Raw genomic sequence first — 20112 nt, 5'->3', positions numbered from 1 at the left:
AAATGGTAGTTGGGAATTAGGAAAAGGAATTAGAGAAAAAAGGATAATTCTTCCTTCTCCCTTCTCTCGTAGATAACTAAAGCCTTCCTTCTCTCGTAGATAACTAAAGCCTTCCTTATTCCTTCTTCCTTCATGTTTCGTGCAGTTCGTAAGCAGCGACAATCCGCTGCACTAGCGGATGTCGTACCACATCCGCCTGAGAAAATTCACAGAAAGCAATGCCCTCAACGTTACGCAGAATATTTTGGGCAACTGACAATCCCGACTGTTGGTTGGGTGGCAAATCGGTTTGAGTAATATCACCCGTTACGACCATTCTCGATCGAAAGCCCAGACGAGTCAACACCATTTTCATCTGAGCTGGCGTCGTATTTTGAGCTTCGTCCAAAATTACGAAAGCATTGCTGAGAGTGCGCCCCCGCATATAAGCTAAAGGAGCTACTTCGATCAAGCCTCTTTCCATTAAATCGGCCATTTTTTCAGGGTCGATCATTTCTTGCAGGGCGTCGTAAAGCGGGCGCAAATATGGATCGACTTTTTGCTGCAAATCTCCCGGCAAAAACCCTAATTTTTCGCCAGCTTCCACGGCTGGCCTGGTTAAAATCAGCCGTTCGTACTGCTTGCTTAACAGCGCTTGCACGGCAAAAATAGCTGCTAGAAATGTTTTGCCAGTACCAGCGGGGCCAATGCAAAATGTCAGGTCGTGCGTGCGTACTGCTTGGACGTATTGCCGCTGCTTGAAGGTTTTGGCTCTAATTTCTTCGCCGCGGCGGGTTCTGGCGAGAACGTCTCGCTGCAAGTCTTGTAAATCGCCTTGGCGGTTGGTATCCAAAGCTTGGCGCGCCGTCTGGATTTCAACTCCGGTAATATTTTTGCCGGATTTCCAATAGTCGGAGAGCGATCGCACTAATTTATGACACAATTCTACTTGACTTTTTGTGCCGGAAATCAGCAGTTCTTGCCCTCGCATTACCAGGGTAGCACCGGTTTGTTTAGAGATCATTTTCAGGTTTTCTTCTTGATTACCGGCCAGCGACATTGCGCTTTGAGCGCTCGGTAACTCTATGGTTAGTTTTTCATTCATGCCAACATAAGCTCCTCCAAATAAGCAATTAAAACTTAACAAATCAACGTTAAACCAGTCACTATTTGCGAACAAAAAGACGCCCGTTACTAGGTAAAACCTAGTATCTAAGGCGTCTTTTAGATTTAGCTCCCAAATGAGTTTGGTGCTTGAGGCACAAATCAAATCTCCCTTCTATTAAGTCAGGCAATTTTAGATTTTAGATTTGAAATTTTAGATTTTAGATTAACCTGATGCCGCTGACATTTGAAATTTTAAATTTTACATTTGTTTCCGATCGCAAAACCGGCAATTTCAAACCAAACAGGGCTTGTAATACAAAGTCTACAACAGGCAATCTAAAATCTAAAATTCTTTCTGGGCTATGCAGTTAGTTAATAACCGGGAGTATTTCTGCTCGTTCTAAACGTAGGTGTGTTAGTACGGCGAGGTTGTTCTCTCGGAGTTCTGCTAGCTAAGGGACTCGGCGACGGAGGAGGCGTCCGGGGTCGGAAGTCGCCTCGCGGCTCCCGCGAGCCACGATCTGGGCGGTCGCGATCCGGGCGATCGCGATCCGGGCGGTCGCGATCCGGGCGATCGCGATCGCCCCTGGGCGGGCCAGATCCGCGATCGCCCGCTTCACCATCGTATATATCTAAGTAGAGGGACTGACCCGCCGTCTGCGCCACCGCTTCGAGGGTAGTTCTAATGGCCTGAATATTGCGTCCGCCCCTACCGTAAACCCGGCCTTTGTCGGGATCTTCAAAAGCAAGCCTAACCCAGACCCGCGATTGGCGCGGGTGCAGTTCGCAATCAACCCGCAAAGAGCCTGGGGTCTCTAAAAAAGGCCCTATTAAAAACTTAACCAGTCCAGCATAGTTGGGACTAGCTGACTGTTGCTGTGCTGGATTCAACGTTGGCTCCGGCTCCGACTTGTTCAAATACATGGGCTTTTCTCAGGATGTCACGCACGGTGTCAGTTGGCTGAGCGCCTTCTTGCAGGCGCTTGACAATCGCTGGAACATCCAGCCTGGTTTCGTTATTTCTGGGGTTGTAATAGCCGAGCTCTTCTAGGGGACGGCCGTCGCGGCGAGTAGAACTGTTCATCGCTACAATCCGGTAGCTTGTCTCGCGTTTTTTCCCGTATCTCTTCAATCGCAGTTTGATCATCTTCTTGCACAATAGTCTTGTTCCAATTCTAAGCTATTTTGTCAATGCTCCTTCCCCGAACCCCAACTCAACCCGTATTTCTTAACCTCCGACCAAAATATCGCTACGATTTGCTGCCCCCAAGGCAGGTCTGGCGCCGTCAATGTGCGGTGTAATTGCTAGTGGCAAAATCGATGCTGTTCCCCACTGCTGCACCAATTTTTGCAAAAATATATCCTGCTGCGCTCTCAAAGAGTCCCAATCGGTGCCGCGATTAATAATTGCAAACCAAACTAAACCCCGATCGCGCGTGGGTATGGCTCCAGCCAAAGCAATCACCGTGTCCAAAGTACCAGTTTTTACCACAGCCGACGGCGGAATGTGTCGGTATTCCAAAGTTCCTTTATCGCGCCCGGACACCGGAAACAAGTCAGCAATCGTCAGCCCAGTAGTCTGAAGGTTGCGCCCGATCGCCTGCATCATCCCACAAGCCGCCCTCGGAGACATCTGATTTTCCACTCCCAATCCCGAACCGTTAACTAATTGAAGTTCCTCCTCCGGCACCCCCGCAGCCCAAGTCGCTTGCTGCTGCACTATTTTTGCCCCGCCCAAATCGTCAGCCAGCATCTGAGCTATTTCATTATCGCTGTGGACGTTCATCTGCTTGAGAATTTCGGCTAAAGGAAGCGATCGGCGTTTCAGCAGCAAATGCCCCGAACTCACAAATTTCTCAGCAATGACGCTGCCGGCAACCGTTACTTGCGGCTTTCTAGTTCCCGGAGCCATCTTAGAATACATTGCCACCACATCCTGTGGCCAACTGCTCCCGTCGAGGGCTTGCCGCAATATGTCCCCCGCCACCAAAGGATCGGACTGGTAATTCATGCGGAAATTGCCTGTCACCACCAAATTCCCCGCCACGCGCTCGATCCCCATTTGATTGAGAGCATTGCCAACGGCGATCGCCTCCTCCCACACAAACAGCGGATCGCCCCCGCCGCTGACCACCAAATCTCCCTGCAATACACCATTGCTAATCGGCCCCGTTGCTCGGAACCGCGTTTCAAACTGATAATCCGGGCCCCAAGTCTCCAGGGACGCCAGAGAAGTAGCAATCTTAGTCAGCGAAGCCCCAGGCATCAGCGTCTTGCCCTGCTGACTTACCAGCGGCACCATTCCCGCTTGCACCCAAATTCCCTGATTTCCATCAATCAGGTTCTTGTCTTTTAACTCTTTTAAATATTCTCGCACCGTCGCTTCTGCGGGCAAGTCTGGATTTGCCACATTTATTCTCCCAAAAGCCAAATCTTCGGCCACCGCTAACCCGGGTATCCCTCCCCGCCAAGCCAGCACTGACGCAGCATTAGGCGCGGCAGTGCCTACCCCAGCCATGTCCAGCCACAGAGACACGATCCCTGAGCTAAATAAATCCAGCATTTTTTACTCCTAAAGTCATGTAAACTATTGCATTGATTTTTTCAATTTGCAGTCAAAAATAGTAAAGTAGTGACAAAACAAGTTCTATCAGAGTAGTCGGAAATGAGAATTGTCCGATCGCCGTTGCGAGCGGATTTTAGTTCTTTATTCAGACTTCTGGATTCACGCTCCTGACTTCCTGGTAGAATTTTTAGTGTTTCTCAAACATTGGTCAATGGGATCGACACGCGCAAGAATTGCAATAGACGCTATGGGCGGGGATCATGCCCCCGCCGAAGTTGTAGCTGGAGCGCTTAAGGCACAAGAAGAATTAGGCGTAGAGATTTTGCTCGTGGGCGACCCGCAGCAAATAGAAGACTCGCTCCGGCAACAAGACGCGATCGGCCGCGTCTCTACAGGTCAGCTAGAAATCGTTCCTTCTGAAGGAGCGGTGGAAATGCACGAAGAACCTTTGAGTGCCCTCAAACGCAAGCCCAACGCTTCGATTAACGTAGCGATGAACTTGGTAAAGCAGCAGCAAGCTGATGCTGTGGTGTCCGCCGGTCACTCCGGCGCGGCAATGGCTGCTGCCCTGCTGAGGTTGGGGCGGCTCCCCGGAATCGATCGCCCTGCGATCGGTGCGGTTTTACCGACAATGGTAGCGGGCACCTCTGTACTCATTCTCGATGTCGGCGCTAATGTGGACTGCCGCCCCAAATTTTTGGAGCAGTTCGCTCTTATGGGAACTATTTACAGCCAGTGCGTGCTGGGCGTCGCCGAACCTAAAATCGGCCTGCTCAACATTGGCGAAGAACCTTCAAAAGGCAACGACGCGGCAGTGCGGACTCACCAGTTATTGGTGGACAATCCGAACATTCCTTTTGTGGGCAATGCCGAAGGCCGCGACGTGCTGTCGGGGAAATTCGACGTGATTGTCTGCGACGGGTTTGTCGGCAACGTGTTGTTGAAGTTTGCCGAAGCGGTGGGCGAAGTCGTCGTGCAAGTGCTGAAGGAAGAATTAGTCAAAGGACTCCAACATCAAATTAACGATCCTCTGCTGCAAAAAAGCTTGCAAGGATTTAAGCAGCGGGTAGACCACGTTGAACACGGCGGCGGTTTGCTATTGGGCGTTGCTGGAGTTTGCATTATCAGCCACGGTTCGTCTCAAGCTGGCTCGATTTTTAATGCCATTCGTTTGGCGAAGGAGGCTATTGACAACCAAGTGCTGGAGCGAATTCGATCGTCCAATCACCAAAGCGCTATGGAACAAGAAGCTGTGAATTAGAGGCAGTAAGTAGGAATTAAAAATTAAAAATGTAAAATTAAAAATGTCAGCTTAAACCCACTGTTTTGCTTAAAAAAAGTAATTCCAGCAGTTTAAAAAATAATTTTAATTGGTAGTTTTTAATTTTTAATTCCTCGATCGATCATAAATGGAGAGGAATGTTGCAGCAATCAGGGTTCGGCATTGCCGTCACGGGTAGCGGTTCTTGTACACCGCAGGTTTCGCTGGATAATAACGGTTTGAGTCAGATAGTAGAAACTTCTGACGAGTGGATTGGGGCGCGGACGGGCATTCGCTCCCGCAGGCTGGCAGACGATCGCACTTCTTTGTGCGATTTAGCCTCGGAGGCATCGCTTCAGGCGATCGCAATGGCAGGAATTTCGCCGACAGATATCGATTTGATTATTTTGGCCACCTCAACTCCTGACGATTTGTTTGGCACTGCCAGTAAAATTCAATATCAGTTGGGCGCGACAAAAGCAGTGGCTTTTGATTTGACAGCAGCTTGTTCGGGCTTTGTTTTTGGTTTAGTTACAGCCTCGCAGTTCATTCGGACAGGGGTTTATCAAAATGTTTTGCTGATCGGAGCCGATATTTTATCTCGGTGGGTGAATTGGTCGGATCGGGGTACTTGCATTCTCTTTGGAGACGGTGCAGGTGCTGTGGTATTACAAGCTTCAGAAGTCGATTCCTTTTTGGGATTTGAAATTCGCAGCGACGGCACGCAAAATTCGTCTCTCAATTTGGCTTACAAAGCCGAGTCAAAAGAATTAATTGAGGGCGTCAGCGTCGCAGTTGGCGGATTTCATCCCATCACAATGAACGGTCAAGAAATCTATCGCTTTGCCGTAAAAAAAGTGCCGGAAGTCATAGAAAAAGCTATGTTTCGGGCTAATATTAACGCTGCAGAAATTGACTGGCTGCTGTTGCACCAAGCCAATCAGCGGATTCTCGATGCAGTTGCCCAAAGGCTAAAGATTCCCCCCGAAAAAGTAATCAGCAATTTGGCAAAGTACGGCAATACCTCAGCGGCTTCAATTCCCATTGCCTTAGACGAAGCCGTGCGTCTGGGTAAAGTTAAACCCGGCGATACTATTGCTGCGGCTGGTTTCGGTGCAGGTTTGACTTGGGGGGCGGCGATTTTTAAATGGGGAAGGTAATATTTGGCGGTCGGCTGTAAACTTGCCCTGCTTATTGTCGGGGCTGTGACACTTGCAAAATACAAATCCTTGAACACGCCATACATAGGGCAAGGTGCACAGCCGCACACCCCCGGGGCAGGTGTTATTGACAAGCGCGCCCTGAAATAGAAAATCCTCTATTCTTCGATCGACTTTCCCCACCTAGAAGGTGGAAAATTTTGTTACTGCTATTAATTTAATTAAAGTAGCAAAAAAAATATAAACTTCGTAAAAACTGCAATTATTATGTTAGAATTGTGAGTCGCGAGTAGATAGTTCGTTAACCGAAAGATAGCGGATACCAGCGAGCGAACTTAGAAGCGGGAAACAAAGAATTTTTGCAATCACCAATTAGCAACCACCAATTAGCAGATTACCGGAAAAATGACTAAAACAGCATGGGTATTTCCCGGGCAAGGTTCCCAGGCGATCGGGATGGGTGCAGACTTATTAAACTTGCCAACAGCCAAAGCCAAATTTGAGCTCGCTAAAGAAATTTTAGGTTGGTCTGTCGCGGAAGTTTGCCAAAAAGAAGAAGCAAAACTATCTCGGACTCTCTACACTCAGCCTTGCTTGTTCGTAGTAGAAAGTATTTTGACCGACTTAATGCGAGAAAAAAGCGATCGACCAGCGGTAGTTGCCGGTCACAGTTTAGGAGAATATGTTGCCCTCTACGCAGCAGGCGTCTTTGACTTTGAAACCGGATTGCGCTTAGTCAAACGGCGCGCCGAACTCATGGACACTGCCTCCGGCGGTCAAATGGTGGCTTTGATCGGGTTCGACAGGCAGGAACTAGAATTGCAAATTCAATACAGCCGAGACGTAGTGCTGGCAAACGACAACAGCGAAGCACAAGTCGTGATTTCTGGAACGCCTGCAGCAGTAGAAGATTTGCTTGCCAAAATCAAAGTCAAACGCGCCGTTAAATTGAATGTTTCTGGTGCGTTTCACTCTCCCCTGATGGCCGGGGTGGCGGCAGAGTTTCAACTAGCCTTAAAGTCTGCAAGGTTTTCCGATGCTAAAATGCTGGTGCTCTCGAACGCAGAACCGTCAGCCACTACCAGCGCAGCCACTTTAAAGCAGCGGTTGACTCAGCAGATGACCAAAGGCGTGCGGTGGCGAGAAATTTCGCTGCAACTGCCGCAACAAGGAATCGATCGCGTAGTGGAAATTGGCCCCGGCAAAGTTCTGACAGGTTTGATAAAACGGACTTGTCCGGATTTAGCGCTGGTAAATGTTAGCAGTTTTGCAGATTTGCCCGCTTAATCTATTTTTAGCCTGTGATGAAATGCCAGGCCGTAAAATTGAGAGTTAACAGGCCTGAAGATTGCCGAAAAACAAATAGCACAACAGGCAAATCCGAATATTGCCTGCTGTGCAAATTGCGGATAGACGATCCAGACAGTTAGAAAATCTTTATCAAAATATGTAGAAATCGATCGACCTGACGGGACGATCGACAAATCCTGATGTAAACTAGGCGTAAAAACCAAGCTTATCTGGTATTTATATGAAAAAAGTTCTTTACTGGTTGATGGGCGACAAGGCAGGCAGAACCATAGTAGGTGCCTGGAATTGGATGTGGGGACTGCCCGTAGAATCCGGCGGCAAAGTGTCGGTGGCGGTAGCCGAAGAGTCGCTGCGATCGATGCAAGAATCCGTGCAAAAGCTAGCAGCAGCAGTCTCGACCCAAGTTGCAGCCTACCAGCGCGCCAAAACGAAATATGAAGAAAAAGTTAGAGAAATGCAAACCGTAGAGCGCCAAGTCATCACAGCCAAGCGCCACGGCAACGAAGAAGCAGCCCGCTTGGCAATGGCGAAGGTAATTCAGACAGAACAAATTCTGCCGCAGTTAGAAGCTCAAGTAAAACAAGCCGAACAGTACGTCAACGCTTCCAAAGACAAGCTAAATCGAGAGCGGATGAAGCTGGAAGCCTACAAAACTGATATGCAAAATATGAAAGATATGGCTGAGATTAACGAAGCTCTCCGATCCATATCCAAAGTCAACAACGACCTCAGTATCGATTCAGCTCGATCGCAATTTGAGCAAGCCAAAAACGCCGTCCACGGCCGGAACCTCCAACAGCAAGCTTTAGCAGAACTATCTGAAAACCCGCAAGAAAGACTTCAGGCAGAATTAGAAAATATGACCTTAGACGATGAAGTTAATCGCAGGCTAAAAATGTTAGACGACCCCAACAACAAAGAACTTCCCAGCTAAGGAGAATTTTATGGCTAAGAGCGGGCCTCCCCCCATAGTTTTTATCCTGTTATTTCTCTTGCTAGCGGGTGGTGGCTGGTTCTTTTTTCTGAACAAACCAGCAGCACAGGATGCTAATAATACACCCAGTGCCACACCCTCAGGCGGTAGTGGAGCCAATCTGCCTCCCGTAGCGCCAGTAGTCGGCGGTGCTTCACCTGTGGCAGCTAGTTCCTTTGCGCTTCCTGCTTCCGTAGCTGCGGGTACGACCGTGAGAATTGACGGTTCTACCAGCATGGTGACAATCAATCAGAACCTCAAGAACGGCTTTCAAGGCAAGTTTTCCGGCACGACAGTCGATACCAAAGCGAACGGTTCTGAAAAAGGAATTCAGGATTTGGCGGGGGGAACAGCCGATATTGCAGCGGTATCGCGACCTTTGACGGCTCAAGAACAAGGTCAGGGTTTAGCAGCGGTGCCTGTTGCCCTAGATACGATCGCCCTTGTAGTCGGCATTAACAACCCGTTTAAAGGAGGTTTAACCTCGGCTCAAGTTCAAGATATCTTCAAGGGAAATGCTCAAGACTGGTCGAAAGTCGGCGGCCCGGCGGGCCCGATTAAAGTAATTAACAGACCGGCAGTTAGCGGCACTCACCAAACGTTTAAAGAACAAGTGCTTGGAGGTGGGGAGTTTGGCACGGCGTCAAATATTACCACGCTCGATCGAGATGCTACAACTCCTCTGCTGCAAGCTTTAGGCAACAACGGCATTGGCTATGCGACTTTCGCTCAAGTAGCCAATCAGAAAACGGTGCGCGTTGTTCCGGTCAACGGTGCGACGCCGGATGCTGGTAACTATCCTTACCAGCGACAGTTGTACTACGCCTACAAAAATCCTCCTAGCCAAACAGTTAAGGATTTCTTGGGCTATGCGACTTCTTCGGAAGGACAGAAAGCGATGCTGGCTGGAAATTGAGCATTTGCAGAGTTTTGACATTCAGGAATTCGCCAGAATTTATTCTGGCGCTACACAAGCAAATAGTCCGCCAGAATTTATTCTGGCGCTACACAAGCAAAGTCCGCCTGCGCGGACTACATTCTTCAGTCCGCGCAGGCGGACTTGGTTTGACAAGAAGCGGTTTAAACCGCCGAATAATCTCAAACGGACTCGATCTGATAGGCTAATATTCGATGTAATTTAAAATCTAAGGTTTTTCTGTGAGCAAAAGTCGCGAACCAGTCGAAAGTTTACTTCTCTACTATTTATTCAAATGGTCAATTGTCAGCCCGATGCTGCACCTGTACTTTCGGGGCCGCATCTACGGCGCAGAAAATGTTCCAGCAGAAGGGCCGGTGGTAGTAGTCAGCAATCACGCCAGCGATTTTGACCCGCCGATTTTGTCGAATTGCATGAGGCGACCTGTCGCATTTATGGCGAAGGAAGAGTTATTTAAAGTTCCTATTTTGAAGCAGGCAATTACGCTTTACGGTGCTTATCCAGTGAAGCGGGAAAGTGCCGATCGCAGTGCAATTCGATCGGCTATCCACTCTTTGGAAAATGGCTGGGCGACGGGTGTATTTTTGCAGGGAACTCGCACGCCTGATGGCAGAATTACTGAACCGAAATTAGGTGCTGCACTGATAGCTGCTAAGGCAAAAGCGCCGCTGTTACCTGTTAGTTTGTGGGGAACTCACGCCATTTCGTCCAAAGGTTCGGCAGTGCCGCGTCCGGTGCCGCTGACGGTGCGAATTGGCAAGCTAATTGAAGCGCCCGGTTCATCGGATCGCGAGGAGTTGCAAGCGCTGACTCAAAGATGTGCGATCGAGATTAATGCGATGCACGATTTGGGGCGCTAATTTTATAACTTTTGTTGCTGTTTTTCAGGTTATATCTACAGATAGATGAATGCTGAAGATAAACATCGAAAAATATCAATATAAGTGATTGAAAACAAGCGCAATAATTAGGCTTGAATTTGAGTTTAATTGGACAGGAGATAAGAAGAAAGATATGGTAACAAGCAATCAAACCCGCGCGTTGGGATTGTTTTCTAACCGCGAAGATGCCGAGCAAGCTCTGACAGAATTGAAATCTTCCGGGTTTCCAATGGATAAAGTTTCGGTTGTTGCTAGGGAGGCAGGCGAGTCTGTAGGCGAGACTGAAACGATCGCTCAGGTGGGCGATAAAAATCTAGACACAGGAGCAGGAGTGGTAGCAGACACTCTGACAAATAGTGCTTTAGCCACCGTGCTAGTGGGTCTCGGAAGTTTAGCTATTCCCGGAATCGGGCCGATAATTGCAGCGGGTACTTTGGGCGCCTCACTGGTGGCTAGCGTAGCAAGCACTGGCCTCTCGGCGGCGGCTTTCGGTGGGGTGGTGAAGGCCTTGACTGACTTGGGAATTCCCGAAGAAACAGCTAGAACTTACACCGATCGCCTGCGGGCGGGAGATTATTTGGTGGTAGTAGATGGCGCTGAGGATGATATTAGTCGGGCTCAAGGGGTTTTCAGCAGTCGGGGCATTCAAAATTGGGGCGTTTTTTAAACAGGAATTGTGCACCAGCTCTATCTGTAGGGCGATGTACACCCCACCCTTGGTGATAACAACCAGCTCAAATTTAGTACCCGACTTTTGTGTGAAAATTAGCGCATAGATCCCCCCTAACTTAAAAAGGGGGGAACCGGAAATGCTCTTTTGTCCCCCGGGAAGGGCATTGAGATTAAGCTAAAACCACGCTCTAGAGGTGGTTTTAGTCTTAAATTTACATTCATTCATTGCCCACCCCCTCCCTACAAGTCAATTATTGATATTGATTTTTATCGCTCATCTTTTGATGCTGAGGCGGTGACATAAGCGACAGCTAAAGGCGAAATTTTTTCTGTAACTGCTGCGATAACTTGGCGATCGAAGTCAGTCCAAACTCTGGGGCGATCGAACATACAAGGCTGCAAAACCCCCCACAATAAGCCGTCAGCACAAAGGTGAGCGTGAATCAAAGCTCGATGTCCGAACTCTTTTGCCTCAAAATTTTTGTTGACAACTTCAGGATTTGCTGTTTCAACATCCTCAACAAAAATCGACGGTTCAGTTCGCAAAGCTGCTGCAAACAAAGGGTCTTCTTCCCCTAAAGATTCTGGTTCTTTTTTCCATTCCGCGTCCCACACCTCGGGATAGTTTGAGTTGCGACGCCAGCAGTAAGGTACTCTGCCCATTTGCGTTTCAGGATTGCGGAGGTAGAGAAAGACGCGATCGCAATTTAATACCTCGCCTAAAGCCGGCACCAAAGCCGAAAAAACAGCATCCGGTGTTTTGGTGTCACTCAAAATTTTATCCAGAACTTGCGGCAGAATTTGGGCGGTCATTAACTTTGGCTCTTGAAGTTCATATACTGATTTTAAACTACTCGTTCTCTTCTGTTACGCATTTATCATCAGCATCTTCCCCGTTCCTTAAATAGCTATAGAAGACAAGTTTTAAAACCTGAGGCAATTGCAAAAAATTAACAATTGCTCAATGCTTCCCTGTGTTTATTCAATTCGGGCTTGGCTGAAGTCAGCACCCGTATAACCGGTTGTCAGCCAAAGAATAGCCCTAGCGCCGTCGCGAACAGCTTTTTCCACCGGTTCGGGGGTTCGCCCAGACGGAACTGCCACAGGCTTAAAGCTAATGCCTCGACTGCCGAGCACGATTTCGCCGATAATCTGAGCTCGCCGCATATGATCGTCAGAAGTGATCAGATACACGCTCTCAATCCCTTGAGCTTTCAATTCATCTACCAGGGTGGTAAAATTTGTTACCGTATCCACCGCTCTGTAGTCTAAGTGCAGGCGATCGGACTCAATTCCCGCTTCTGAAAAGACCCATTCCGCGAACTCCGGATTGCTCCCAGACGACACCCAAATCGGCAACTCAGGATGATCCCGAGCAAATTTGGCGGCAAACACCTCTCGCTCCGTAGCCCCACCTAGAACTAACACAGCTTGGGGTCTCTGAAATTCGCTCTTAACCTGCTGATAGCCAAACCAACACGCCATCAAAAGCCCTACTAGGAACCAAAAACTGCGTGAAGTGTTCAAACGCTTGTAACGCTGCGTGTTTGAATTGATTCTTAACCACATCTAAACCTATAAAAATTTTATGTAACTCACAAAAAAACCATAACAAAAAATACCGCACGTATAGCCCACTAACAGGAATTAAAAATTAAAAATTCAAAAAGGGTCGGGGGATCATAGATTTTAGATTTTAGATTTTAGATTTTAGATTGACTCTACGCTGGTGGTGGGGCTTAAACAGGTGATTTGAGATTTTAGATTTCAGATTTTATAGCAACAGCTTGGCGGTTGCTATAGTTGTCTGGCAGCCAACTCCTTAGCGGATATGCAAAAAAGAGGGGTAAAACTTAGCCTTATCCCTCCTGCTTTTAATTTTTCTTGATTTTTAACGGGACTGGCCGGGTTCGAACCGGCGACCTAGCGCTTCAGATTTGTGTGAGTTTCCCCACTCTCTGGACTATACCTTCACCATATGCTTGCAGCTTTTAGGTGGTGACCGTCTAGTCTCTAAACCTTCCTGATTTCAATATAGGCGATTGTTTAATCGCGCTGAACTCAGGCTTGGCTTGGTATTGCCTTAGAGTCATAGGAACCCACGAACTCTTTAGGTTTCACCAAATTTGACCACATTCACTCCCAGAGTTTCCTCGCAGGGTGCCCGATTCTTCAGGAGGCGCTTGCTCTATCCATCTGAGCCACAGCCCCAGTTGCGGAACCGTTTTGATTATAGCAGTTAATGTCGATTTTGATTTTTTTATTCTGGAGGATTACCGATCGCAGGCTACCAGTTTCGCAGCGATGCGGGCAAAGTTTTCTGCTGCGGTGAGTTTACCAGCACCGTAACAGGCGCGCTGCCTCCACGCGGTGACGGGGAGATGTCCGGGGGGAGCATCTTCGTTGAAGGAGAGCTCGCTGTAATATTTCCAATTTTCCTTGACTCGCCAGCCGACTCGATCGCAAAATTCAGTATAATTTGCCTCGGTACTTTCCCAAATCTGCTGCTGCACGCTCAACCCGAACCGCCCGCTGCTGTATTGTTGCCAAAGTTGGTCGATCGTGCGAAGGTCTGTAGGAGGAAAACTGTCAATATCGGCTGCACTCAGCCAGCCTTCGTCTTCCCTGACAGCGATTTGCAGCAAGATTTCCCAAGTGTGTTCATCAGCTTTGCGCCATTTTCCGGTTTCTAATAGCTTTGTCAGTTGGCGGTAGTCCATCCCCACTTCGGAGATAGCCGGAGTTGACTCAGGTATGGCGCCGATTTTGTCTTCCAGTCGCAGTAGAGTGCTGACTATCAATTCGGGGTTTAGTTGTTCGAGGCGGTACAGAACCCATTCTAACTGAGATTGAATGTATGCGCGGGCGATCGCCCCTTCCTGAAATTCACTCTGCAACTGCTCAAATTTAGCTGACCAATTTTGTTGATTGCGGGTCAATTCCCACATTTGTTTTGCCCACTGCAATCTAACTTGTTCTTTTTTTAAATAAGTTTTGGAAGGCTTAGCACGTTGCGGGTAGGGAGTCAAATCCCAACCGCAAATCGAGCAAAACTCTGCTTTTTCTTCTATGTATTCAGCACCGCACACTGGACAGTTAGACATATTGCCATAAATTCGGTTGCCAAGTAATTATATGACCTCGGGTAGATTAACCATAATTCGATTAGGTACGCACTTTGCCGCCTACAATTACAGTTTATCTGCTGTAGTAATATGCGCTTTTCGCACCCCAAAGTTAGAGTTAATTATACCGCTCTAACAAGGCAAGCGAATAGTAAACAAACTGCCTTTGCCCAAATCTGATTTTACCTCGATCGTGCCGCGGTGAGCTTCGGCAATTTGCCGACAGAGGTGTAGTCCTAAACCTGTACCGGATCTCTTGTGAGTTCCAGGGCCAAACCTTTCAAATAACTTTGCTTTCTCGGTGGGAGAAATGCCGGCGCCGGTGTCTTTGATTTCTATGATTACCCATGCCAGCGGTTGGTTTTTGAAGCTCGTATAAACAGGTGAATTGGCAGCTTTTAAGCTGACATCTATTGAGCCGTTGTCGGTGAATTTAATCGCATTTCCGATTAAATTTGTCAGCAAGCGGTGCAGTTCCAGACGATCGCCCGGATACTTCGCAATCGGTGCACTTTCTGCACTTTCGGTCACGTCTAAATTTATTGACAAACCTTTAGCATCCGCTAGGGGAGCTAGTTCTTCAGCTACCTCAGTAATAAGCTGGCGCAAGTCCACGGGAGCAAAACTTAGGGATTTGGCGCCTGCTTCGTAGCGGTAGACTTCCAGCAACATATTTACCATCGTAATCAGGTTTTTGTTGCTGCGAACCATCGTCCCGAAAGCGTCGCGCATGGGAAGGGAAATTTCTCCCAAAGCTCCCTGCTGCATTAAAGTTAGCATTCGATCGGCTGCTACGAGGGGCGTCCGCAAGTCGTGAGCGAGTCGGGAGACAAAATCTTCGCGCTGGAGGGCGATCGAATTGCGCTCGTCTACGCTGTGTTTAAGCCGCAGGAGCGATCGTACCCTTGCCAGCAGTTCATCCATTTCGACTGGTTTGCGGATAAAATCGTCTGCTCCCATGTCCAATCCCTGCACTACGCTCGCACTGTCGTGAGCCGTGATCAGCAAAATCGGGATAAAGGGCAATTCCTTATTTTGTCGGATTCGTTTAGTGACTTCGTAACCGTCCATTCCCGGCATCATCACGTCTAGCAGTACCAAATCCGGGGCTGACTTGTCAATTTGACTCAAGGCAGAAAAGCCGTTTTCTGCAGTGCTAATTTCGTAACCTTCTTCTTCTAGGATTGTTTGAACCAACAAAACATTATCTGGTGCGTCGTCTACCACCAGAATCCGATCGGCTTTTGTGGCATTCGGAACAGATAAATAACTCATTTAATTGCTAGCCTGGAAATAAATACTAAAGTTTAATATGGCATCCGATTTATGTTTTCACATTTTTACACTTGTTAACTCTGTCATAAGGAAGATCTCACCCCTTTACCAAATCTTTTTACTTTTGATCGCTCGGATGTAATATAATCTACTACTTGGTTGTCATCCTATGCACGCCGTCCCAATCATCGGGCGGGGGTACTTCCAAATAGCTCAGGGATCGGTCGAGGTGAACTTCCACAGGTCGATCGCTGGGTCGCATTGCTAAAGCTGCTTCAAAATAACTAATAGCTTTCTGAAAATTTCTAGCAATATAAGCATCCCTACCGTTACTGTAAAGTTCCAAAAACCGAAGGGTTTCCCCATCGATGGGTTCAGAACTATTTTGCAGCAACTCGTAAATACCCACTGGCTGATTTTGGCCCTTAACCCGCACCTTGTCTAACTCTCGCACCCAAATCCCTTCGCGGCACAAACTGTATGTAAATTCGCTCAAAATTATATCGCAACCGTACTCCTTCGTAAGCTGTTCCAATCGCGAACTCAAATTCACCGCATCCCCGATTACCGTGTAATCCATCCGCTTTTGGGAACCAATATTTCCCGAAACCACCTCTCCGGAACTAATCCCAATTCCGAAGCGAAACGGAACTTCGCCGGGGCGAGAATCATTAAACTCTTTCAAACGCCGGCGCATATCTAAAGCCGACTGAACCGCCATCCAACCGTGACTTTCCGGGGGATTCAGCGGCAGGGGCGCGCCGAACACCGCCATTAAAGCATCGCCGATAAACTTGTCTAAAGTGCCTTCGTAGTGGAAAACCGCCTCCACCATCGTCTCAAAATATTCGTTTAGCAGGGATACCACCTGGGACGCTCCCAGATTTTCCGTCAGCGTGGTGTAGCCGCGAATGTCGGAAAATAAAATAGTCACTTCTTTCCGTTCGCCCACCATCATGGCGCCTTCACCCAAGGCCATCACTTTATCTACAACTCCTGGAGTCAGGTAGCGGTACATCGTATTTTTCATCCGCTTTTCGCGGCTGATGTCTTCGAGTACCACTAAACCGCCGCGCACGCCACCCTCTGGATTGATCAGCGGGTTGACAGTCAAATTCAAACTGCGTTCAATTACTTTAATTTTAGAGGCGGGGATGGGCAGCGGACAATAAGGGTGATACAGGGCAGAATTTCGCAGCGCAAATAGAGATTGGGCATTAGCTAATTCTGCCAGCGCTACTTCCTCAGTCCACGCGCTGTTTTCGCCCCAAGCGTAATATAAATTCGGATCGGCGCGATCGGGCACGGCCAAAATATAACTTTCTTCTTCTTCTTTTTGTTGGGAATTTAACGTTTTTTCTACCAACAGTCCTACAGTTAAACTTTGTTCGGGAACGTAATGTCGGGCAGCATTGTTGAGACTGTCTTCGAGTCGAAATTGCAAATTTTCGATCGGCACAACTTCCCAAACATACCGATTCACCAGTTTATCTTCCCAAATCTGGGGATTGTGTTTGCTTTTAGCTTGATTGACCGGACAGCCCAACAATTCTAAGGCTGCTTCGTTGATCGTCACAACTCGCCCCTTCAAATCCGTGGAAATCACTGCATCAGAAAGACTTTGCAGCATATCTTTTTGATACTGTTTTTCCACCATCACGTTCTGAAACAGTTGAGAATTTTGCAACGCCATTCCCGCTTGGGAATTAAACGCTCGCAAAAACTCTTCGTCGGAAGGGGTGAAAGTACCTTGGTTCTTATTAATTAGCTGAGTCACCCCGATGAGCTCACCTTTAGCGTTATGCACGGGCATACACAAGACAGTGCGAGTGCGGTATCCCGTTTGCTGGTCTGTAGAGGGGTCAAAGCGGGGATCGTCGTAAGCATCTGTAATATTTAGAGGTTGACCAGTCGAAGCCACGTAGCCAGCAATTCCCTTATTAGCAGCAATGCGGAGATCTACCATCGTTTTGCCGTCGGCCTTGGCGACTTTTGTCCAGAGTTCGTTGGTTTCCCGATTTAACAAAAATAGCGTGCTGCGATCGGCTTGCATCAAGTCGCGAGCTTGATCCATGACAGAGCGCAAAGTTGTTTCCAAGTCAAGACTTTGACCCAAAGTGGTAGTGGCTCTCAAAAGTGCAGCAACCCCTCGCTGGTTGCGGGCCACGACGTAGAAAGACTGACAGCTTTCGAGAATAATCCCGATCGAATCTGCAAAAGCCTGGAACTGCTGTTCGTCTTCTTCGCTAAAAGGGACATTGCCAGCTTTATTTAAGAGTCTGACCACCGCTACGGGTTCGTGTTGGCTCTTGCTGCTAAAAATCGGCATACAGAGCATGGTCTCGATCTGGTAGCCCGGTGGTTCGTCTACTTCGGAATTAAAATGCTCGTGCGATCGAGCTTCGGCTACATTGATCGATTTTCCGGTTGTTGCTACGTAGCCTAAAATGCCTGCATCCATCGGCAAGCGCACTTCTAAATCCTCGCCAAGCAGATCGACTGTTTTGTGCCACAGTTGTTTTTTGTTGCAGTCAACCAAAAAAATTGTTGTCCGGTCTGCTTGCAGAATTTGACCAATTTTGACAGTGAAGGCATCTAAAAGTTGCTCTAAGAGACTTTCGAGTGCTTCATTGTTAATCAGGTCCATCGCCCGGATAAATTGCTGAAATTCAGCCGTGATAAAGTCGAGCAGGCACACTAATTCAGGAACTGGCAGGCTCTTAACGCGGGAGGTCAATGCCCCCATAAAATTGACTTGAGTCAGTGTAGCCAGAACGCTACCAGTATTGGAGAATGTCATGATTAACTGCTTGCTCAGAGGGGTAAACTGACTGCAGGTTGAGCGGCGCTAGATTCGGCGGCAGTGCAAACTCTTGAATTTGTTTGCAAGCGCATCGCCACTCGCTTGTCGCTTTAATGAATCGTGAGTTCAAAAGTGTCGCACGCAACTTCAGTTTGCTTGTTATGTATGCTCGATCGATCTTTTTTACAACCTCGATACTGATGAGGGTTCGTCAATTCAAGCTGAACTTGAGTTCGCAAAACTGCTAGCCTGAAAATTAGGTGACAGGCTTTAGTTCGATCGAGAGTGCAGTGTGGATTTGACGCTCTGTGCTCGGCCCCAGCGCGCGGTGTGACTGTTTTAGCGCACTCGGCGACCGTATCCGGTCAGGTAAAGGGCGCTATGAAAGCAGCGCGCAAGGCATTCCTACAGAGCTTACTCATAGTTTAATGGTAAACGCAACAGCAGGATAACGACGGTAATTTATGGATCAAAAAAGTTCGATCAATCTTTGAAAACATCTCTGCTCACTACCAACTGACGATCGAACAGCGAAGCTAAGCTGGCAGTGATGTTTAAAGGTGCTACAGATCCTGACATTTAGGCCGCTCTGGGCATGGACTCGGCAAACACCACTGATTGATAGTACCGCTGGAGTTGTGCGGCGGCGGCGGCCCAACCCCAGCGTTCGGCTTCTCGGCGAGCGTTATGGCGCAGGGTTTCCCGTTCTTCGGGATTGGCAAACAGACGCTTGGTGGCGGCGAGTGCTCCTTCTTCGTCGGCGGGGTCAAATAAATATCCGTTAACGCCGTCGGTGACGATATCGGGAATTCCGCCGCTGCGCGCCGCCACTACGGGCGTCCCCGCAGCCATTGCTTCTAGGAGCACTAAGCCCAGGGTTTCGGTGCGGGAGGGAAAAATGAAGGCGTCGGCCGATGCGTAAGCTGTTGCGAGTTCTTGCCCCTTGAGGTAGCCGACAAAATTGGTGGGGGTACCGGCAAAATATTGTTCCAGGGTTTGCCGGTGCGGGCCGTCTCCCACTAGCGCGAGGCGGGCGTCGGGAATCGCTGCGAGGACTGGTTTGATGCGCTCGATTTCTTTTTCTGCACCCAGGCGGCCGACGTACAGCAGCAGGGGACTGTCTGGGTTATTTTGAGAAAGGCGCGATCGCATTTCTCGACTTGCCAATTCCGGGACAAACATTTCAGTATCTACGCCCCGCTGCCACAAATCTACTCGCTCAATGCCGTGGGTTCTCAATTCCTCCACCATTGCTGTGGAAGTACACAGATTCAATTCTGCTTGGTTGTGCGCTCCTTTGAGCAGTTCCCACAATAAAGGTTCGAGGACTCCGAAACCGTAGTGGTGCAAGTATTTGGGCAGATGCGTGTGGTAAGAAGCCAAAATCGGAATATTGAACTTTTTCCCGTAATATATACCGCCCAATCCCAAAATAGCTGGATTGACAACGTGAATAATATCCGGTTTAAACTGCTCTAATTGGCGACCGACAGCCGGAGAAGGAAGTGCCATTTTCAATTCCGGGTACATCGGCAAAGGCAAACCCTCCACACCGTAAACTCGGGCGCCTTTGTATTCTTTAATCCCGTAATCTGGAGAAAATATCAGAACTTGTTCGCCCGCCCGCTGCAAGTGATCTACAGTGTGAATCAGGCGCGTCACAATACCGTCTATTTTCGGCAGAAATGTTTCAGTGAACAGAGCAATTTTCATAAAAATAAGTTACTTAGGGAGCCGATAATCCTAGCCTGCGGCCAAGGTCATCGGTAACAGGATACACTGTCTCGCGGGGAGCTAAGTCATGGCGTGCGATCGGCTGCTTTTCTACACTTCTTCTTTCTCTTTCACTACCGCTAATTTCGAGCGAGAGGTTTTTTGGATAAGATGCAAATTCCCGGAATGCCAATTGATAAAATTCTCCCACCTAAAAGCCATCTCCCACTTTCGGCAAAGCAATTAATTCTGTGAATTTCCTGTGCTGTTCTGGCAATTTATAATATTGCTGTTTCAGTGGCAGATTGGGCTTCCCTAACTCGCTCGGCGCTAATGTTGATAACTCGCC

18 protein-coding genes are annotated in these 20112 nt (G+C 48.3%); 7 read left to right on the top strand and 11 right to left on the bottom strand.

Going from position 1 to position 20112, the window contains the following annotated elements; translation table 11 throughout:
- Positions 1-130: 130 nt before the first annotated feature.
- From QUA62_RS00175 to QUA62_RS00160, 4 genes are all read right to left on the bottom strand, one after another.
- Positions 131-1084 (bottom strand): PhoH family protein, encoded by a 954-nt coding sequence (locus QUA62_RS00175; RefSeq protein ID WP_006633722.1) that lies wholly within the window; start codon positions 1082-1084, stop codon positions 131-133.
- A 374-nt stretch (positions 1085-1458) separates the two neighbouring features.
- On the bottom strand, positions 1459-1977 hold the full coding sequence (locus QUA62_RS00170) for a KH domain-containing protein (protein WP_333206392.1): 519 nt from the start codon (positions 1975-1977) through the stop codon (positions 1459-1461).
- Positions 1949-2233: a 30S ribosomal protein S16 gene (rpsP, locus tag QUA62_RS00165; protein WP_006633724.1), complete on the bottom strand. Its 285-nt coding sequence runs from the start codon at positions 2231-2233 to the stop codon at positions 1949-1951. Before rpsP ends, QUA62_RS00170 begins: the two co-directional genes overlap by 29 nt.
- 81 nt (positions 2234-2314) lie before the next feature.
- Positions 2315-3649, bottom strand: coding sequence for a D-alanyl-D-alanine carboxypeptidase (locus QUA62_RS00160; RefSeq protein ID WP_333401878.1), 1335 nt, complete (start codon positions 3647-3649; stop codon positions 2315-2317).
- Positions 3650-3863: 214 nt separating this feature from the next.
- On the opposite strand from QUA62_RS00160, the gene plsX reads away from it, so the two are divergent.
- The 7 genes from plsX to QUA62_RS00125 all read left to right on the top strand — a co-directional run bounded on the left by plsX (position 3864) and on the right by QUA62_RS00125 (position 10842).
- Positions 3864-4913, top strand: coding sequence for a phosphate acyltransferase PlsX (gene plsX, locus QUA62_RS00155; protein WP_190663641.1), 1050 nt, complete (start codon positions 3864-3866; stop codon positions 4911-4913).
- Between the two features lie 158 nt (positions 4914-5071).
- A complete protein-coding gene (locus QUA62_RS00150; protein WP_190663635.1) occupies positions 5072-6073 on the top strand; it encodes a beta-ketoacyl-ACP synthase III in 1002 nt (333 codons plus the stop codon).
- A 405-nt stretch (positions 6074-6478) separates the two neighbouring features.
- Positions 6479-7360: an ACP S-malonyltransferase gene (gene fabD / locus QUA62_RS00145; protein WP_190663634.1), complete on the top strand. Its 882-nt coding sequence runs from the start codon at positions 6479-6481 to the stop codon at positions 7358-7360.
- 244 nt (positions 7361-7604) lie between these two features.
- Entirely contained in the window at positions 7605-8318 is a 714-nt protein-coding gene (locus tag QUA62_RS00140) for a PspA/IM30 family protein (protein WP_333218137.1), read from the top strand.
- Positions 8319-8328: 10 nt separating this feature from the next.
- The gene (locus QUA62_RS00135; protein WP_333401876.1) at positions 8329-9273 is read left to right on the top strand and encodes a phosphate ABC transporter substrate-binding protein; all 945 of its coding nucleotides are present in this window, start codon (positions 8329-8331) and stop codon (positions 9271-9273) included.
- 242 nt (positions 9274-9515) lie between these two features.
- Positions 9516-10154 carry a 1-acylglycerol-3-phosphate O-acyltransferase gene (locus tag QUA62_RS00130; protein ID WP_190663631.1) on the top strand — a complete coding sequence of 213 codons (639 nt, stop codon included), beginning with the start codon at positions 9516-9518 and terminating at the stop codon, positions 10152-10154.
- Between the two features lie 154 nt (positions 10155-10308).
- Positions 10309-10842 carry a hypothetical protein gene (locus QUA62_RS00125; protein WP_333401874.1) on the top strand — a complete coding sequence of 178 codons (534 nt, stop codon included), beginning with the start codon at positions 10309-10311 and terminating at the stop codon, positions 10840-10842.
- Positions 10843-11114: 272 nt separating this feature from the next.
- On the opposite strand, the gene QUA62_RS00120 is transcribed toward QUA62_RS00125, so the two are convergent.
- From QUA62_RS00120 to QUA62_RS00090, 7 genes are all read right to left on the bottom strand, one after another.
- A complete protein-coding gene (locus QUA62_RS00120) occupies positions 11115-11660 on the bottom strand; it encodes a GAF domain-containing protein (protein WP_333401873.1) in 546 nt (181 codons plus the stop codon).
- Between the two features lie 165 nt (positions 11661-11825).
- Positions 11826-12416 carry a YdcF family protein gene (locus QUA62_RS00115; RefSeq protein WP_333401871.1) on the bottom strand — a complete coding sequence of 197 codons (591 nt, stop codon included), beginning with the start codon at positions 12414-12416 and terminating at the stop codon, positions 11826-11828.
- Positions 12417-13120: 704 nt separating this feature from the next.
- Entirely contained in the window at positions 13121-13951 is an 831-nt protein-coding gene (locus QUA62_RS00110; RefSeq protein WP_333401869.1) for a GUN4 domain-containing protein, read from the bottom strand.
- Between the two features lie 153 nt (positions 13952-14104).
- Positions 14105-15247 carry a hybrid sensor histidine kinase/response regulator gene (locus tag QUA62_RS00105; protein ID WP_333401867.1) on the bottom strand — a complete coding sequence of 381 codons (1143 nt, stop codon included), beginning with the start codon at positions 15245-15247 and terminating at the stop codon, positions 14105-14107.
- Positions 15248-15398: 151 nt separating this feature from the next.
- Positions 15399-18047 (bottom strand): GAF domain-containing protein, encoded by a 2649-nt coding sequence (locus QUA62_RS00100; protein WP_333401865.1) that lies wholly within the window; start codon positions 18045-18047, stop codon positions 15399-15401.
- A gap of 582 nt (positions 18048-18629) precedes the next feature.
- Positions 18630-19763, bottom strand: a complete 1134-nt coding sequence (locus QUA62_RS00095; RefSeq protein WP_333218123.1) for a glycosyltransferase — start codon at positions 19761-19763, stop codon at positions 18630-18632.
- A gap of 13 nt (positions 19764-19776) precedes the next feature.
- Complete coding sequence (locus QUA62_RS00090) at positions 19777-19974, bottom strand: hypothetical protein (protein ID WP_333218121.1); 198 nt, start codon at positions 19972-19974, stop codon at positions 19777-19779.
- Positions 19975-20112 lie beyond the last annotated feature (138 nt).

The sequence above is a fragment of the Microcoleus sp. MON1_C1 genome, assembly GCF_036701945.1.
GTDB lineage: Bacteria > Cyanobacteriota > Cyanobacteriia > Cyanobacteriales > Microcoleaceae > Microcoleus.
The sequence above is the reverse complement of the archived record's forward strand: the minus strand, read 5'-3'. Positions and strand labels throughout refer to the sequence as shown.

What these genes read in the sequence shown, in the direction of transcription:
- QUA62_RS00175 (WP_006633722.1), bottom strand. Translation starts at nt 1,084, where the DNA reads ATGAATGAAAAACTAACCATAGAGTTACCGAGCGCTCAAAGCGCAATG.
- rpsP (WP_006633724.1), bottom strand. Translation starts at nt 2,233, where the DNA reads ATGATCAAACTGCGATTGAAGAGATACGGGAAAAAACGCGAGACAAGC.
- QUA62_RS00160 (WP_333401878.1), bottom strand. Translation starts at nt 3,649, where the DNA reads ATGCTGGATTTATTTAGCTCAGGGATCGTGTCTCTGTGGCTGGACATG.
- plsX (WP_190663641.1), top strand. Translation starts at nt 3,864, where the DNA reads ATGGGATCGACACGCGCAAGAATTGCAATAGACGCTATGGGCGGGGAT.
- QUA62_RS00150 (WP_190663635.1), top strand. Translation starts at nt 5,072, where the DNA reads ATGTTGCAGCAATCAGGGTTCGGCATTGCCGTCACGGGTAGCGGTTCT.
- fabD (WP_190663634.1), top strand. Translation starts at nt 6,479, where the DNA reads ATGACTAAAACAGCATGGGTATTTCCCGGGCAAGGTTCCCAGGCGATC.
- QUA62_RS00140 (WP_333218137.1), top strand. Translation starts at nt 7,605, where the DNA reads ATGAAAAAAGTTCTTTACTGGTTGATGGGCGACAAGGCAGGCAGAACC.
- QUA62_RS00135 (WP_333401876.1), top strand. Translation starts at nt 8,329, where the DNA reads ATGGCTAAGAGCGGGCCTCCCCCCATAGTTTTTATCCTGTTATTTCTC.
- QUA62_RS00125 (WP_333401874.1), top strand. Translation starts at nt 10,309, where the DNA reads ATGGTAACAAGCAATCAAACCCGCGCGTTGGGATTGTTTTCTAACCGC.
- QUA62_RS00120 (WP_333401873.1), bottom strand. Translation starts at nt 11,660, where the DNA reads ATGACCGCCCAAATTCTGCCGCAAGTTCTGGATAAAATTTTGAGTGAC.
- QUA62_RS00115 (WP_333401871.1), bottom strand. Translation starts at nt 12,416, where the DNA reads ATGTGGTTAAGAATCAATTCAAACACGCAGCGTTACAAGCGTTTGAAC.
- QUA62_RS00110 (WP_333401869.1), bottom strand. Translation starts at nt 13,951, where the DNA reads ATGTCTAACTGTCCAGTGTGCGGTGCTGAATACATAGAAGAAAAAGCA.
- QUA62_RS00105 (WP_333401867.1), bottom strand. Translation starts at nt 15,247, where the DNA reads ATGAGTTATTTATCTGTTCCGAATGCCACAAAAGCCGATCGGATTCTG.
- QUA62_RS00100 (WP_333401865.1), bottom strand. Translation starts at nt 18,047, where the DNA reads ATGACATTCTCCAATACTGGTAGCGTTCTGGCTACACTGACTCAAGTC.
- QUA62_RS00095 (WP_333218123.1), bottom strand. Translation starts at nt 19,763, where the DNA reads ATGAAAATTGCTCTGTTCACTGAAACATTTCTGCCGAAAATAGACGGT.